The following is a 13,489-nucleotide window of genomic DNA, read 5'->3' as shown; positions in this document are numbered from 1 at the left end:
GCACCGCCGGCCGGTCAGTGCGTGACCGTCGTCTGCTGGTAGAGGGCGAGCCGCGGCTCGCCGTCGACGACGCGGTAGGTGCTCGACATCAGCGCGACGAACGGTTCCTCCCCGTCGCGGACCGCCTCGGCGCGGTAGACCAGCGCCCCCGCGCCGTCGCCGAGGTCCACGTGGCGCGGGTCGGCGATCTCGTACGAGTCCCAGGCGGGCGAGCCGTCGAGCGACGCGGCGACGGTGCTGCGGTCCATCGTCATCCCGTTGACGAGCACCATGAGCCCGTCGGGCGTCATGAGCCGGCCGTAGAACGTGCCGCCGCGGCTCTCGCACAGCGACGCCCATCCTGCGTGCTCGAGCTCTAGCAGCCGGTCCAGCGTGAGTTGGCTCATGCGGCCACGCTAGGCGAGGGCCGGCCGGTGCGCTGCTGCTTCGCCGACCGTGTCGTGGGGCCGTCACGTCCGAGGGCGTCGGCTCGTCGGGAGGACGACGGCCGGCACCGGGCGCGGCCGCGACCCACGGAGGACGACATGGCACGGACCCTGGTCACCGGCGGCACGGGGCACCTCGGCAGGCTGGTCGTGCCGCGGCTGGTCGAAGCGGTCGACGAGGTGCGGGTGGTCAGCCGCAGCCCGCACGCGTCGGGCGACGGCATCGAGTACGTCGTGGCGGACTGGACGACGGGCGAGGGCCTGACCGAGGCGGTGCGCGGCGCGGACGTCGTCGTGCACCTGGCCGGCGACCAGCTGCACAACGAGGCGACGGCGCAGGCGCTGCTGCGCGCCGTCCGCGAGGCGGGCCACCGGCCGCACCTGGTGAACGTCTCGGTGGTGGGCGCGGAGCGGGTGCCCGTGCGCACCGGGTTCGACCGCCGGGTGCTCGGCTACATGCCGAGCAAGTACGCCGCGGAGCGGGTCCTGGAGGGCTCCGGCCTGCCGTGGACGAACCTGCGCGCCACCCAGTTCCACGAGCTGGTGCTCATCGCCGCCCGGGGGTTGGGGAAGCTCCCCGTCGTGCCGGCGCCCACCGGGTGGCAGGCGCAGCCGATCGCCGCGGACGAGGTCGCGGCGCGGCTGGTCGAGCTGGCGCTCGGGAGCCCGCAGGGCAGGGTGCCCGACCTCGCGGGCCCCGAGGTGCACACGTTCCGCGCCATGATCCGCGGCTACCTCGACGCCGTCGGCTCCCGGCGCCCGACCGTGCCGGTCCGCGTCCCGGGCGGCGCGTCGCGCGCGTACGCGGCGGGCGCCAACCTGGCCCCCGACCGCGCCGTCGGCAAACAGACGTGGGCGGAGTTCCTCGCGGCGGAGGCCGGCCCGGGCCGCCGCTGAGCGGTCGGGCCCGCGCGAGCGACGCCGTCAGGCGGCGGCGCGGTCGGAGGCCAGCAGGCCGTAGACGAGGGTGTCGGTCCACTCGCCCTTGGAGTACCAGTCCTGGCGCAGGTGCCCCTCGCGCTGCATCCCGACCCGCTCGCACAGGCGGGCGGACGCCTCGTTGCGGGCGTCGAGCTGCGCCACCACGCGGTGCATGCCGTAGAAGTCGAAGGCGAGACCGAGGACGGCGCGCACGGCCTCCGTCGCGAAGCCCTGCCCGGTGTGCTCGGGGTGGAACACCCAGCCGATCTCCCCGCGCGACACGGTGTCGCCCGTCGTCCACAGGACGACGTCGCCCACGACCTGCCCGTCGTGCGTCACGACCAGCGCCAGCGCGGACCCGGGCTCGTCGATGCCGGTGCGCGCCAGCCGCTTGGCGAGCTGGGCTGCGGCGTCGTCGGGGGTCCACGGTTCCTCGAGGAGGAACCGCGAGACCTCAGGGCTCGCGTAGTACGCGAGAAGGGGTTCGAGGTCCTCCGGCTGGTGGGCGCGCAGGACCAACCGGTCCGTCGTCACCGGCAGGGGGGTCTCGGTCGTCACGACGACGACGGTAACCGCCCCCGCCCGGATTGTCAGAACCTGGTGCCACACTGCTGCCGTGCCGCTGACCTCCCGGGAGCTCAACCGGGCCACGCTCGCCCGGCAGCTCCTCGTGCGCCGGCGGGTCCTCGACGGGGCTGACGACGGCGCCGACCGCGGGGCCCACGGGGTGGCGGACACCGTGCGCGAGCTCGTCGCGCTCCAGGCCCAGCTCCCCGCCGCGCCCTACGTCGCGCTGTGGAACCGGGTCGACGGGTTCGACCCCGCCGACCTCGACGTCGCCTACGCCGACCGCCTGCTCGTGCGGGGCACGTCGCTGCGCATCACGCTGCACGCGGTGCACGCCGCGGACCACGCCGGGTACCGCACCGCGATGCAGCCGACGTTGCGCGGCGCCCGGCTCGGCGACCGCCGGTTCACCGACACGGGCCTCACGGCGGCCGACGCGGACGCGCTCCAGCCGGGGCTGCTCGCCCAGCTCGACCGGCCCCGCACCGGCGACGAGCTGGTCGCGTGGATCGAGGCGCTGCACCCCGGCGGCGGCAAGCGGGCCTGGTGGGCGCTGCGGCACTACGGGCCGTTCGTGCACGCCCCGACGGGCGACCCCTGGTCGTTCCCGGCGCGCGTCTCGTGGCTGCCCGGGCCCGGTCTCGACGCCCCCGGCCTGACCGGCATGGGCCTCGACGGCGAGCCGGACGCCGCGCTCGTGCCCCTGGCGCGGCGCTATCTGGCCGGGTTCGGGCCGGCGTCGGTGGCCGACGTCGCCCACTTCCTCACGGTGCAGCGTGCGCGGGCCCGCGCGGCCGTCGCCGCCCTCGCCGGCGAGCTCGAGGAGCTCGAGGGGCCCGACGGCACCGTGCTCTACGACGTGCCCGGCGCGCCGCGGCCCGCAGCCGACACCCCGGCCCCGCCGCGGCTGCTCGGCATGTGGGACAACGTCCTGCTGGCGCACCTGGACCGCAGCCGCATCGTCCCGCCCGCGCTCCGGCGCGTCGTGACGCGGGTCAACGGCGACGTCCTGCCCACGCTGCTGGTCGACGGGTACGTGGCGGGCGTGTGGCGCACGGTCGACGGCGCCGGCGGCGCGCCGGTCGTGGAGGCGCGGTCGTTCACGAGACTGCCCGACGAGGTGTGGTCGGCGCTCGCCGACGAGGCGGCGTCGTTCCTGGCCGTGCTCGCCGGTCGTGACCCGCATCCGTTCCGGCGCTACGACCACTGGTGGGCGAAGCTGCCCGAGGCGGCCCAGGAGCGCCTGCTCCCGGCCTGACGGCACGACGGCGCCGGTGCGGCAGGCGCGGGCCCGTGCGGAAAAGCCGTGGCGCAGGCGGCGTGCGGGGAGCACCGTGGCCCCATGACCACCGCACCGGACGCACCGACGTGGCGCCTCGTGGACGCCCCGCACGCACCGGGGGTCGACCATCCCGACGCCTGGGCCTACCACGGCATCGCGGACCTCGAGCGGGCCGTCGGCCTCGCCGACCTGGGGCACGACGACCTCGCGCCCCGACCTGTCGACCTGTGGGTCGAGTCGGCCCACCAAGAGCACGTGCGGCAGGTGCGGGTGGTGGCCGTCGAGACGGGTGACGAGCAGGGTGGCGCAGGCGCGCGGCGCGTCGTCGGGCACGGCGCGCTGGCCCTGCCGGTGGTCGACAACCGGCACCTGGCGATGGCGCGGGTGGCGGTGCTGCCGTCGCACCGCCGGCGCGGCATCGGGGCCGCGCTGGCGGAGCACCTGCGGCGCGCGGCCCTCCTCGAGGGGCGCAGCACGCTCTTCGCGGAGGTCGAGTTCGCGGCCGAGCCGCCGGCGGGCGCCGCGGGCGCCGTCGTCCCGCGCGAGGGCGACGGGCGGGTGGCCGCCGACCTGCCCGGCATGGCGTTCGCCCGGCGCGCCGGGCTGGCTCTGGAGATCGTCTCGCGGCGGTCGGTGCTCGACCTGCCGCTGCCGGCGGGGGCGGTCGAGGGGTTCGTGGCCGAGGCCGCCGCGCACGCCGGGGACGCCTACCGCGTGCACACGTGGCAGGCCCCGGTGCCCGACGCCTGGGTGGACCAGCTCGCGGCCCTCGAGGGGCGGCTGTCGCTGGACGAGCCGAACGGCGGGCTCGCGCTGGAGCCGGAGGCGTGGGACGGCGTCCGGTTCCGGGTCGAGGAGGGCAAGCGCGCCGAGCGCGGCGAGGGCCTGCTGGTGACCGCCGCCGAGCACGTCGCCACCGGCACGCTCGCCGGGATGACGATCCTCGAGTACGCCCACGACCGGCCCGGGCTCACCGAGCAGGAGAGCACCGTCGTGCTGCCCGAGCACCGCGGCCACCGGCTGGGGATGCTGGTCAAGGCGGTCAACCTGCGCGAGCACGCCCGCGTCCGGCCGGCGACGCGGCGGATCTCCACCTGGAACAACGAGACGAACGGCCCGATGCTGGCCATCAACGTGGCGCTGGGCTTCCGGCCCGCCGGCGGGTCGGCCGAGCTGCAGGCGCCCCTCGTCGAGGTCGCGTCGATGTGCCGGGGGTGACCGTCAGTCCGCCGGGACCGCCAGCACCTCGCCGGGGGCCAGGCGCCGGTACGGCACGTCGCCGGCGAGCGACGCCGTGATCCGGTCGACGACGGCTCTCCCGGCGTCGCTGAGGATGGCGTCGTGGACCGGGACGGCGGTGCCGGGGGCCACCTGCCGCAGGTAGTCCACGGCCTCGGCCAGCTTGAGCCACGGCCCGCTGACGGGCAGGGCGAGCACCTGCACCCGGGCGCCGTCCGGCACCGGGACGAAGGCGTCGCCCGGGTGCAGCACCGCGCCGTCGACGAGGTAGCCGACGTTGGCGGGCGGCTCCAGGTCGGGGTGGATGGTCGCGTGGCGGTGGCCCACGACCTGCACGGCGAACCCGGCCGCCTCGACGACGTCGCCGCCGTCGACGGCGTGCAGCCGCCCGGCGGGCGCGCCCGCCCCGGCCAGGAGGTCGACGACGGCGCCCGGCGCCCACACCTCGGCCGACGACCCGTCCGCGAGTGCCGTGACCACACCCTCGACGTCGACGTGGTCGGCGTGCTCGTGCGTCACCAGGACGGCGTCGGCGCCGGCCAGGATGCCCGGGTCGGTGAACGTGCCGGGGTCGACGACGAGCGCCCGCCCGTCGCGCTCGAGCCGGATCCCGGCGTGGCCCCACACCGTCATCGCGACGGTGGACATGTCGCTCTCCTCTCGGTCGCCGTCACGACGTGTCGTCACCCATCCTGCCGCGGGACGGCGCCCGGGTCCGACGAGCCGGTGTGCCGGGCGAGCTCCGGCAGCAGCACGTCCCACGTCTCCGGCGGCGGCGCCTGGTGCCCCATCCCCTCGAGCAGCAGCAGCCGGGCGCCGGGGATCGCGGCCGCGAGGGCCTCCCCGTGGCCGGGGAACAGCGGGTCCTCGGTGCCGTGCACGACCAGGGTCGGCACGGCGATGTCGGCGAGCGTGCCCGCGAACGGCTCCCCGGGCTCGGCAGCGAAGTGGTTGCCGCCGGCTGTCGGGTCGATGGAGCGCTCGACGCCGCGGGTCGCGACGGCGCGCGTCCGGCCCTCGTCGAAGGTGCCGCGGCCGGTGAGCGCGCGGTCCTCGGCGACGGCCGCCTCGACGAGCGCCGCGGTGTCCGCGGGATCGGGGGCGGGGCCGTCCCAGAGCCCGTCGAGCTCCGGCGCCGACGGCGGCAGCTCGGCGTCGTCGGGACCCGACACCGCGCGGGTGGTGGCGACCAGGGTGGCCGTCGTGACGCGGTCGGGGTGCTCCAGCGCGAGCTCCTGCGCGATGGCGCCGCCCATCGACAGGCCGACGACGTGCGCGGAGCGGACACCGGCGGCGTCGAGCACGCGCAGCGCGTCCTCGGTGACGTCGCGGCCGGTGTAGTCCGGCGCCCCCGGCGGGCAGGTCGTCGACCGGCCGGTGTCGCGGTGGTCGTAGCGCACGACGTGCCGGCGGTGGGGGCCGTCGAGGTCCGCGAGGGCCACGCACAGGTCGGCGGGCCACCAGTCCATCGGCGACCCCACACCGCCGACGAGCAGCACCGTGGGGTCGGCCGGGTCGCCGAGGGACTGGTAGCACAGCCGCACGCCGTCGGCCTCGGCGTAGCGCTCCGGCCCGAGCGCGTCGCCGTCCGCGGGCCCGACGCCCGGCACGCCCGCCGTCACGGGCGGGTCGCCTTGCCGTCGAGCCACAGGGTGGCCGACTCGTCGCGGTGCACCCCGTCCGAGCCGACGTGCTTCGTGCTGATCGACGGCCCCTTGGTGATGACGTGCACCATCGCCATGCCGTGCCCCCGCCCGAGGCCGTAGTCCTCCTTCAGCCACGCGAGGATCGGGCCGGCCTTGGTGCCGGGGCCGAAGCCCTTGGCCGTGGCCTGCTCCACCAGCTGGCGCGGGGTGTGGCCGGTCGTGGTCTCGACGGCGTCGAGGTACGCCTGGAACGACATGGTGCTCCCTTGCGGTCCGTCGCCCGGGGTGGGCGGGTCGTCACGTCAGACGGGGACAGCCTGCCGGACTCATCGCTCGGGCCCGGGGAACCGAGCCCGGCGAGCCCGGCGAGCCAGGCGCGTCAGGCGAGGCGGAGCAGGGCCTGGACCGGGGTGTGGTCGCTCGGGTACCGCCCGCCCGACGTCCATGTGTTCACCGTCGCGGCCAGGACCTCGACGCCGCCGCTGGCGAGGATCCAGTCGATGCGCTCGCCGCCGGGCACGGGGTCGCCGTAGTTCGGGAAGGTGCCCACGTCGGGGGTGAGCTGCCGGTCGGCGGCATCCCACGTGTCGAGCAGCCCGCCGTCGGTGACGAGGACGTCGTACGGCGCGGAGGCGCCGGCGACCGCGTTGAAGTCGGCGCTGACCACGGCGGGCAGGCCCGCCTCGGCGACCTGGTCGCGCACCACCCGGGCGCTGCGCACCCGGGCGTTCTCGGACTCGTGGTCGAAGTGGGAGTTGACGTGCAGGAACTCGGTGCCCGTGCGCTCGTCGCGGAACCGGGCCCACGTGACGATGCGGGTGACGGAGTTGCCCCAGGTCGCCGAGCCGATGAGGTCCGGCGTGTCCGACAGCCAGTACTGGTCCCACCACAGCAGCGTGAGCCGGCGCGCGTCGTAGAAGATCGCCGAGTACTCGCCGCCCGCGCCGCCGTCGCGGCCGTAGCCCACGGTCCGGTAGTGCCGGCCGAGACCCTCCTCCACGGCGACGAGCTGCTGGAACTCCGCCTCCTGCACGCCGAGGATCGTCGGCTGCTCCAGCGCGAGGAACGCCGTGACCAGGGGCGCGCGGTCCGGCCAGTGGTCCGGCTCGCCCGGCTGCGTCGTGTCGCTGCGGTCGAGGCGGATGTTGAAGCTCATCGCGTGGATCGTCGAGCCCTTCGCGGCACCGATCAGCGGGTCGCCGGCCGGGCGCCGCCCGGTCGTCGCGGCCGGGGACGCGCCGGCCGGTGCGGCGAGCGCGCCGGCGGCGCCGACGGCGCCCAGGGTGCCGACGGCGCCGAGGGCGGCGCGTCGGGAGATGCCGGGGGCGGCGGAGCTGCGGTGGTCCATGTCGTCCTCCAGGAGGGTGGGTTGATTGCCCGACCATCCCATCGTGGGCGGATGACCGCGCGGCGGACGGCAGGTGGCCGGCGGACGACGAGCCCGTGACCGGCGCACCGGCCGACCCGGGTGGCCTGCGGCTACGCTCGGCCCCATCGTGACCCACCCGCACCGTGACGCCCCGACCCCCGCCACCACTCCTGCCACGACGTCTCCTGCCACGCCGTCGTCCGACCCACCCTCGGCCCGTACGTCTCCCGACGACGCCGCCCGCCTCGTCGCGTGGGGCCAAGAGCTGCGCTCCGTCCACTCCCGCCTGCGCGACGCGCTCGAGGTCGCGCGGGAGGCGGTCGCCGACCACGCCACCTCGGTACCCGGGGCCGTCGACCCCCGCCGCGAGCTCGGCCTGTTCTGCCACGGCTTCTGCCAGGCGCTCGAGGGGCACCACCGTGGCGAGGACGCCAGCGTCTTCACCGCGCTCCTGGAGCTGCGCCCCGACCTCGCCGACGTGGTCGCGGAGCTGAAGCGCGACCACTCGATGCTCGACCACCTGCTCGGCAACCTCGCCCGTGCGGTGGACGACCATGCCGACGCCGCGACGCTGGAACGTCACCTCGACGGCATCGACGCCGTCATGGAGACGCACTTCCGGTACGAGGAGAAGCGGCTCGTCGAGGTGCTGGACGAGCCGGCCGTCGCCGCGGCGCTCGCGGGCACGGACCGCCGTGAGGTGCTGGGCCCGCTCGCCTGAGGCACGGCCGCCGCCGGGAGCAGACGGGCTGTCATCTCGTCGGGGCGGGTGCGCGGCCGGGTCGGGCAGACTGGGGCCACCGCCCGCACCACGAGAGGTCTGCCATGCCCGCATCGCCCGCCCGCCCGCCGCTCTCCCGCACCGGCCGCGTCTTCGCCGTCGTCGCCGTGATCGAGGCCTTCACCTGGGCGGGCCTGCTCGTGGGCATGTTCCTCAAGTACGTCACCGAGACGACGGAGGCGGGCGTGTGGCTGTTCGGTCGCCTGCACGGCGCCGCGTTCGTGGCCTACGTCGTGGTCGCGCTGGTCGTGGCGGTGAAGCTGCGCTGGGGCTGGTTCCGCACGCTCGTGGCGCTCGCGGCCGCCGTCCCGCCGCTGACGACCCTGCTGGCCGAGTGGTGGCTGCGCCGCAGCGGGCACCTGAGCGACCCGGCCCTGTCCCGCGGGGGCGCGGGCGACCGGTCCGGCGACGAGTCCGGCGACGCGGCGCAGGAGCTCGCCGCGCGCTGAGCGCGCTGAGGCCGGGTCAGGTCCGGGACGGGCGTTCCCGGGGCGTTCTCGCGCGCGACACGCGCGTGTCGCCCGCCGCCGCTACGGTGGCGTCGGTCACACCTTGTGCCGCCCTCTCGCCCCCTGGAGCGCCTCATGGTTTCCCCTCGTCCTACCGCGCGACGGCGCACCGCCGCCGTCGCGTCCCTGAGCCTCGCCGTCGCCGGGCTCACGGCGGCCGGTGCCTCGTCCGCCGCCGCTGACGACGACGTCAGCGCGCAGGACGTCGTCGACGTCCAGATCCTCGCCACCAACGACTTCCACGGCCGCATCCAGGCGAACGGCAGCGAGGCCGGCGCCGCGGTGCTGTCCGGGGCCGTGAACCAGCTGCGCGCCCAGAACCCGAACACCGTGTTCGCGGCGGCGGGCGACCTCATCGGCGCCTCGACGTTCGAGTCGTTCATCCAGCAGGACAAGCCGACGATCGACGCCCTCAACGCCGCGGGCCTCGACGTCTCCGCGGTCGGCAACCACGAGCTCGACCAGGGTCACGACGACCTCATGGACCGCGTGCTCGCCCCGTACGACGCCGAGACCAACCCGTACGGCGGCGCGCAGTGGCAGTACCTCGCGGCCAACCTCAAGGTGCGGGCGACCGGCGAGGACGCCGTCCCCGCCAGCTGGATCAAGGACTTCGGCGAGGTGCAGGTCGGCTTCGTCGGCGCCGTCACGGAGGAGCTCGAGACGCTCGTCAGCCCGTCGGGCATCGCCGACCTGGAGGTGCGCAGCGTCGTCGAGACGACCAACGAGGAGGCCGACGCGCTCAAGGCCGCGGGCGCCGACGTCGTCGTCCTGCTGGTGCACGAGGGTGCGGCGTCCACGGAGTGCGCCGCGATGCCGACGGCGGGCGACGCGTTCGCGGGCATCGTGGGCGGTGTCGGCCCCGAGGTGGACGCCATCGTCTCCGGGCACACCCACCTCGCCTACGACTGCGCGTTCCCCGTCGAGGAGTGGGCGGGGGAGGCCGTCACCGAGCGCCCCGTCGTGTCGGCCGGCCAGTACGGCTACAACCTCAACCGGCTCGTGTACTCGGTCGACGCCGCGACCGGCGAGGTCGCGGGCGTCGAGACGGCCGTGCTGCCGCTCGCGGGGAACTACCCGGCCGACGCGGAGGTCGAGAAGCTCGTCGCGGACGCCGTCGCGGAGGCGGACGTGCTGGGCGCCGAGCCGCTGGGGCAGATCGCGGGCGAGCTGGACCGTGCGCAGCGGTGGACCGTCGACTCCGAGACCGGGCAGGACGTGCTCGCGGAGAACCGGGGCGGCGAGTCCACGCTCGGCAACCTCGTCGCCGAGGTGCAGCGCTGGGCCACCGAGGCTCCCGAGTCCGGCGGTGCCCAGATCGCGTTCATGAACCCCGGCGGCCTGCGTGCCGACCTGGTCGGCAGCGGCGACGACGCGTTCCCCCGCACGGTCACGTACAAGCAGGCGGCGACCGTGCAGCCGTTCGCCAACACGCTGGTGAACATGCAGCTCACCGGAGCGCAGATCAAGGCCGTGCTCGAGCAGCAGTGGCAGCGCGACGCCGACGGCAACGTGCTGAGCCGCCCGTTCCTGCGCCTCGGCGTCTCGGCCGGCTTCGAGCACACCTACGACCCGGCGCGCCCCGAGGGCGACCGGATCACGGGCATGTGGCTCGACGGCGAGCCGATCGAGGAGGCCACGTCCTACTCCGTGACGGTCAACTCGTTCCTGGCCACCGGCGGCGACAACTTCCGCGCCTTCGCCGAGGGCACCGGCGCCCGTGACACCGGCAAGAGCGACCTCACGGCCTTCGTCGACTACATGGCGGCCTTCGCGGCGTCCGAGCCGTTGCCCGTCGACGCCGCCCAGCACGCCGTCGGTGTCTCCTTCCCGGCCGGTGCCCCGGAGGCGTACGAGCCCGGCGGCACCGTCGCGTTCGACGTGTCGTCCTGGGCCATGACCGGGTCGGACGACGTCACCGACCCGGAGCTGACCGTGTCCCTCGGCGACCGGACGCTCGGCTCCGCGGCGGTGGACAGCACGATCGGCCGCGCGGCCGACGACGAGGCGGGCACCGCGTCCGTCCAGGTCACCCTGCCGCCGGACACGCCCGCAGGCACCGCGACGCTCACGCTCGCCGGGGCGGCGACCGGCACCGAGGTCGCCGTGCCGGTCGAGGTGTCGGAGCCGGCGAAGGCGGAGCCGACGATCACCGTCGACGCGCCCGAGACGGTCGTCGCGTGGTTCCAGCGTGCCCGCCTCGACGTGACGGTCGCGTCGCCCGCCGGCACCCCGGCCGGCACCGTCACCGCGACCGTCAACGGCAAGGCGGCGGACACCGACCGGCTGAACGCGAAGGGCGACGGCCGGCTGCGGGTCGGCCCGTTCAAGCCCGGCACGGTCGAGGTGGAGGTGCGGTACTCGGGCGACGACGCCACCGAGCCGGCCACGACGACCACCACCGTCCGGGTCAAGAGCCTGTGGGAGATCATCTTCGGCAGCCGCGGCTGACCGAGCGACGACGGCAGAGACGGACGGACGGCCTGGCCCGATGATGTCGGGCCAGGCCGTCCGTCCGTGGTGCGTCGGTCAGATGCGGCGCCGCATCAGCAGCGCGACCGCCGCCACGCCGGCGAGCAGCCCGATCCCGAGCAGGATGCTGCTGGCCACCGACATCGTGCCGGCCGGGCTGGCCTCCATCTCGGACCGCAGGGTGCCGGTGCCGTCGGCGAGCTCGACCGTGCCGTCGGAGAGTGTCGCCGCCCCGACGGACAGGTCGGCGCTGCCGGTGGCCAGGCGCGTCGCGCCCGCGGACACCAGGTCCGCGCCCGAGGCCAGCTCGGTGGTCCCGTCCGCGAGGTCGGCGGCGCCCTCGTCCAGCTCCACGGCGCCGCCCGCGAGCTTGCGGATCCCCTCGGCGGCGTCGTTCGTGCCCACCGCGATCCGGTCCAGGCCGTCCACCAGCTTGCCGGCGCCGGTCCGCGCGTCGCCGAGCTTGCTGGTGAGCGTCGCGCTGCCGTCGACGAGCTGCGGGAGCCCGTCGGCGAGCGCCGCGGCGCCCGCCGCGGCGTCGGAGTTGCCCGCCGCGACCGTCGCGGCACCCACCGCGGCGTCGTACGACCCGGCGAAGACGCGCGCGGACCCGTCCGCCAGCGTCGTCGCGCCGCCGGCGAGCTCCTCGGCCCCGGCGGCGGTCTGCCCGGCCCCGGTGGCCACCTGATGGGCGCCGTCGCGCAGCCGGGACCCGCCGTCCAGCACGGCGGTGATCCCGCCGCTGACCTTCGCGGTCCCGACACGCAGGTCGCTCGCGCCCTGCGCGAGGTCGTCGGCGCCCGTCGAGACCGCCGCGGCCCCGGCGGCGGCCTTCGCCGTGCCCTCCTTCAGCGACGACGCACCCGCGCTGAGCGCCTGGGAACCGTTGACGAGGCCCTCGTCGGCGGTGAAGCCGCCGTGGAGCCGGACCGCGCCGGCGTGGCTCTCGGCTGCACCGTTGCTGACGCCCGTCGCGCCCGCAGCGACGTCCGAGGCGCCGGCGGCCAGCTGCTGCAGCGTGGCCTTGAGCGTGGCGTCCTCGGTCGCGGCCGCGAGAGCGGTGAGCTTGTCGCGGAGCGAGCCGGCCCCGCCGGCGACCTGCTCGGCGCCGCCGGCCACCTGGCCGAGGCCTTCCACGAGGGCGCCGCTGCCGTCGGCGGCGGTGGTGATCCCCGCCGCGAGGTGGGCCGCGCCCGCGGAGAGCTCGTCCGCGCCCGCGGCGGCTGTCGCCGTCCCGGTCGCCAGGGCGTCACCGCCTTCCGCGAGCGTGGCAGCACCCTCGTCGAGCTTCACGGCGCCGCCGGCTGCGGCCCGGGCCCCGGCCGCGAGCTCGCCGCCCGAGGTGACGAGGTCGTCGAGGCCCGCGGCCACGGTGCCGGCGCCGGCCGCGACCTGGGAGTTGCCGTCGGCGAGGACGGCCGAGCCGTCGGCGAGCACCTTGTTGCCGTCCGCGACGGCAGAGGCACCGCCCGCGACCTGGGCCGTGCCATCGGCGAGGACGCCAGAACCCGCGGCGAGCCTGCTGGTGCCGTCCGCCAGATCACCCGCGCCGTCGTCGGCCTGGACGATGCCGGCGCCGAGCTCGGCGGAACCGTCGCGCAGCTGCCGGGTGCCGTCCTCCAGCACGATGATGCCGTCGAGGGCCTCGAGCGTGCCGGGCTGGAGCTTGCCGACCAGGCCGTCGCGGAGCTCGCCCGAGCCCTTGACGAGGCGGGTGGTGCCGGCCACGAGCTCGCCACCGCCGTCGGACAGCAGCGCGGCCCCGTCGGACAGGTCGGTGGCGCCGTCGGACAGGTCGGTCGCGCCGTCGGCGAGCTGCGTGCTCCCGTCGGCGAGCTGGCCGGCCCCGTCGGAGACCTGGTCCGCGCCGGTGTCGAGCCGGACGGCGCCGTCGGCCACCTGGCTGTTGAGGGAGACGAGCACCACGAGCGCGACGAGCGCGGCGAGTGCCAGGGCGGCGACGGCCGCGATCGTGGAGACGGTCGGGCCGCGGGACCCGCGGATGGCAGGGGTGGTCGAGTTCATCGGAGCCTCATTCCAGTCCGCGCCGCCGTCGGCGCAGTCCAGCACGGCACGGCCGTGGCCCGTCGCCGTCGACGGGGCTGAGCAGGAGACTACTGAGGATCCCTCAGTAACGGGGCCGGCGGTGCGTCACGATCAGGACACGATCTGAGAGACCGCCGCGCCGCAGCGCCGGGCCGGGCCGGCCGAGGGGACGCTCCTATGGATGTCAAGCGACGATCGGTCCCCGTTCGAGTAGGTGGTAGAGGTCTCGGGC

Annotated in this window: 13 protein-coding genes; 6 read left to right on the top strand and 7 right to left on the bottom strand. The window is 76.0% G+C overall.

Features of this window, described 5'->3' with window-relative positions:
• Positions 1–14: 14 nt before the first annotated feature.
• On the bottom strand, positions 15–386 hold the full coding sequence (locus IEW03_RS16115) for a DUF4440 domain-containing protein (RefSeq protein WP_188524729.1): 372 nt from the start codon (positions 384–386) through the stop codon (positions 15–17).
• 138 nt (positions 387–524) lie between these two features.
• Here IEW03_RS16115 and IEW03_RS16110 point away from each other — a divergent pair, with 138 nt between their 5' ends.
• Positions 525–1,322: an SDR family oxidoreductase gene (locus IEW03_RS16110; protein WP_188524728.1), complete on the top strand. Its 798-nt coding sequence runs from the start codon at positions 525–527 to the stop codon at positions 1,320–1,322.
• 27 nt (positions 1,323–1,349) lie between these two features.
• Here IEW03_RS16110 and IEW03_RS16105 read toward each other — a convergent pair whose 3' ends face one another.
• The gene (locus IEW03_RS16105) at positions 1,350–1,904 is read right to left on the bottom strand and encodes a GNAT family N-acetyltransferase (RefSeq protein ID WP_229738343.1); all 555 of its coding nucleotides are present in this window, start codon (positions 1,902–1,904) and stop codon (positions 1,350–1,352) included.
• Between the two features lie 58 nt (positions 1,905–1,962).
• Here IEW03_RS16105 and IEW03_RS16100 point away from each other — a divergent pair, with 58 nt between their 5' ends.
• Together IEW03_RS16100 and IEW03_RS16095 are read left to right on the top strand one after the other, a co-directional pair.
• On the top strand, positions 1,963–3,171 hold the full coding sequence (locus IEW03_RS16100; protein ID WP_188524727.1) for a winged helix DNA-binding domain-containing protein: 1,209 nt from the start codon (positions 1,963–1,965) through the stop codon (positions 3,169–3,171).
• Between the two features lie 84 nt (positions 3,172–3,255).
• On the top strand, positions 3,256–4,413 hold the full coding sequence (locus tag IEW03_RS16095; RefSeq protein WP_188524726.1) for a GNAT family N-acetyltransferase: 1,158 nt from the start codon (positions 3,256–3,258) through the stop codon (positions 4,411–4,413).
• 3 nt (positions 4,414–4,416) lie between these two features.
• On the opposite strand, the gene IEW03_RS16090 is transcribed toward IEW03_RS16095, so the two are convergent.
• From IEW03_RS16090 to IEW03_RS16075, 4 genes are all read right to left on the bottom strand, one after another.
• Positions 4,417–5,082, bottom strand: a complete 666-nt coding sequence (locus tag IEW03_RS16090; protein ID WP_188524725.1) for an MBL fold metallo-hydrolase — start codon at positions 5,080–5,082, stop codon at positions 4,417–4,419.
• Positions 5,083–5,117: 35 nt separating this feature from the next.
• Complete coding sequence (locus IEW03_RS16085) at positions 5,118–6,056, bottom strand: alpha/beta fold hydrolase (protein ID WP_229738341.1); 939 nt, start codon at positions 6,054–6,056, stop codon at positions 5,118–5,120.
• On the bottom strand, positions 6,053–6,337 hold the full coding sequence (locus IEW03_RS16080; RefSeq protein WP_188524724.1) for a DUF4287 domain-containing protein: 285 nt from the start codon (positions 6,335–6,337) through the stop codon (positions 6,053–6,055). Before IEW03_RS16080 ends, IEW03_RS16085 begins: the two co-directional genes overlap by 4 nt.
• A gap of 122 nt (positions 6,338–6,459) precedes the next feature.
• A complete protein-coding gene (locus IEW03_RS16075) occupies positions 6,460–7,428 on the bottom strand; it encodes an endonuclease/exonuclease/phosphatase family protein (RefSeq protein ID WP_188524723.1) in 969 nt (322 codons plus the stop codon).
• 148 nt (positions 7,429–7,576) lie between these two features.
• On the opposite strand from IEW03_RS16075, the gene IEW03_RS16070 reads away from it, so the two are divergent.
• The 3 genes from IEW03_RS16070 (at position 7,577) to IEW03_RS16060 (ending at position 11,190) form a co-directional block, all read left to right on the top strand.
• On the top strand, positions 7,577–8,170 hold the full coding sequence (locus IEW03_RS16070; RefSeq protein WP_188524722.1) for a hemerythrin domain-containing protein: 594 nt from the start codon (positions 7,577–7,579) through the stop codon (positions 8,168–8,170).
• A 104-nt stretch (positions 8,171–8,274) separates the two neighbouring features.
• Positions 8,275–8,679 carry a DUF3817 domain-containing protein gene (locus IEW03_RS16065; protein ID WP_188524721.1) on the top strand — a complete coding sequence of 135 codons (405 nt, stop codon included), beginning with the start codon at positions 8,275–8,277 and terminating at the stop codon, positions 8,677–8,679.
• 135 nt (positions 8,680–8,814) lie between these two features.
• On the top strand, positions 8,815–11,190 hold the full coding sequence (locus IEW03_RS16060) for a bifunctional metallophosphatase/5'-nucleotidase (RefSeq protein ID WP_188524720.1): 2,376 nt from the start codon (positions 8,815–8,817) through the stop codon (positions 11,188–11,190).
• A gap of 78 nt (positions 11,191–11,268) precedes the next feature.
• Here IEW03_RS16060 and IEW03_RS16055 read toward each other — a convergent pair whose 3' ends face one another.
• Positions 11,269–13,236, bottom strand: coding sequence for a YhgE/Pip domain-containing protein (locus IEW03_RS16055; RefSeq protein ID WP_188524719.1), 1,968 nt, complete (start codon positions 13,234–13,236; stop codon positions 11,269–11,271).
• Positions 13,237–13,489: the final 253 nt, after the last annotated feature.

It is taken from the genome of Isoptericola cucumis (assembly GCF_014635665.1).
GTDB classification, from domain to species: domain Bacteria; phylum Actinomycetota; class Actinomycetes; order Actinomycetales; family Cellulomonadaceae; genus Isoptericola; species Isoptericola cucumis.
This window is presented reverse-complemented; position numbering and strand designations above follow the sequence as displayed.

Excerpts from the sequence above, each read along its gene's own strand:
- IEW03_RS16115 (WP_188524729.1), bottom strand. The coding sequence starts at position 386 with ATGAGCCAACTCACGCTGGACCGGCTGCTAGAGCTCGAGCACGCAGGA.
- IEW03_RS16110 (WP_188524728.1), top strand. The coding sequence starts at position 525 with ATGGCACGGACCCTGGTCACCGGCGGCACGGGGCACCTCGGCAGGCTG.
- IEW03_RS16095 (WP_188524726.1), top strand. The coding sequence starts at position 3,256 with ATGACCACCGCACCGGACGCACCGACGTGGCGCCTCGTGGACGCCCCG.
- IEW03_RS16090 (WP_188524725.1), bottom strand. The coding sequence starts at position 5,082 with ATGTCCACCGTCGCGATGACGGTGTGGGGCCACGCCGGGATCCGGCTC.
- IEW03_RS16080 (WP_188524724.1), bottom strand. The coding sequence starts at position 6,337 with ATGTCGTTCCAGGCGTACCTCGACGCCGTCGAGACCACGACCGGCCAC.
- IEW03_RS16075 (WP_188524723.1), bottom strand. The coding sequence starts at position 7,428 with ATGGACCACCGCAGCTCCGCCGCCCCCGGCATCTCCCGACGCGCCGCC.
- IEW03_RS16065 (WP_188524721.1), top strand. The coding sequence starts at position 8,275 with ATGCCCGCATCGCCCGCCCGCCCGCCGCTCTCCCGCACCGGCCGCGTC.
- IEW03_RS16060 (WP_188524720.1), top strand. The coding sequence starts at position 8,815 with ATGGTTTCCCCTCGTCCTACCGCGCGACGGCGCACCGCCGCCGTCGCG.
- IEW03_RS16055 (WP_188524719.1), bottom strand. The coding sequence starts at position 13,236 with ATGAACTCGACCACCCCTGCCATCCGCGGGTCCCGCGGCCCGACCGTC.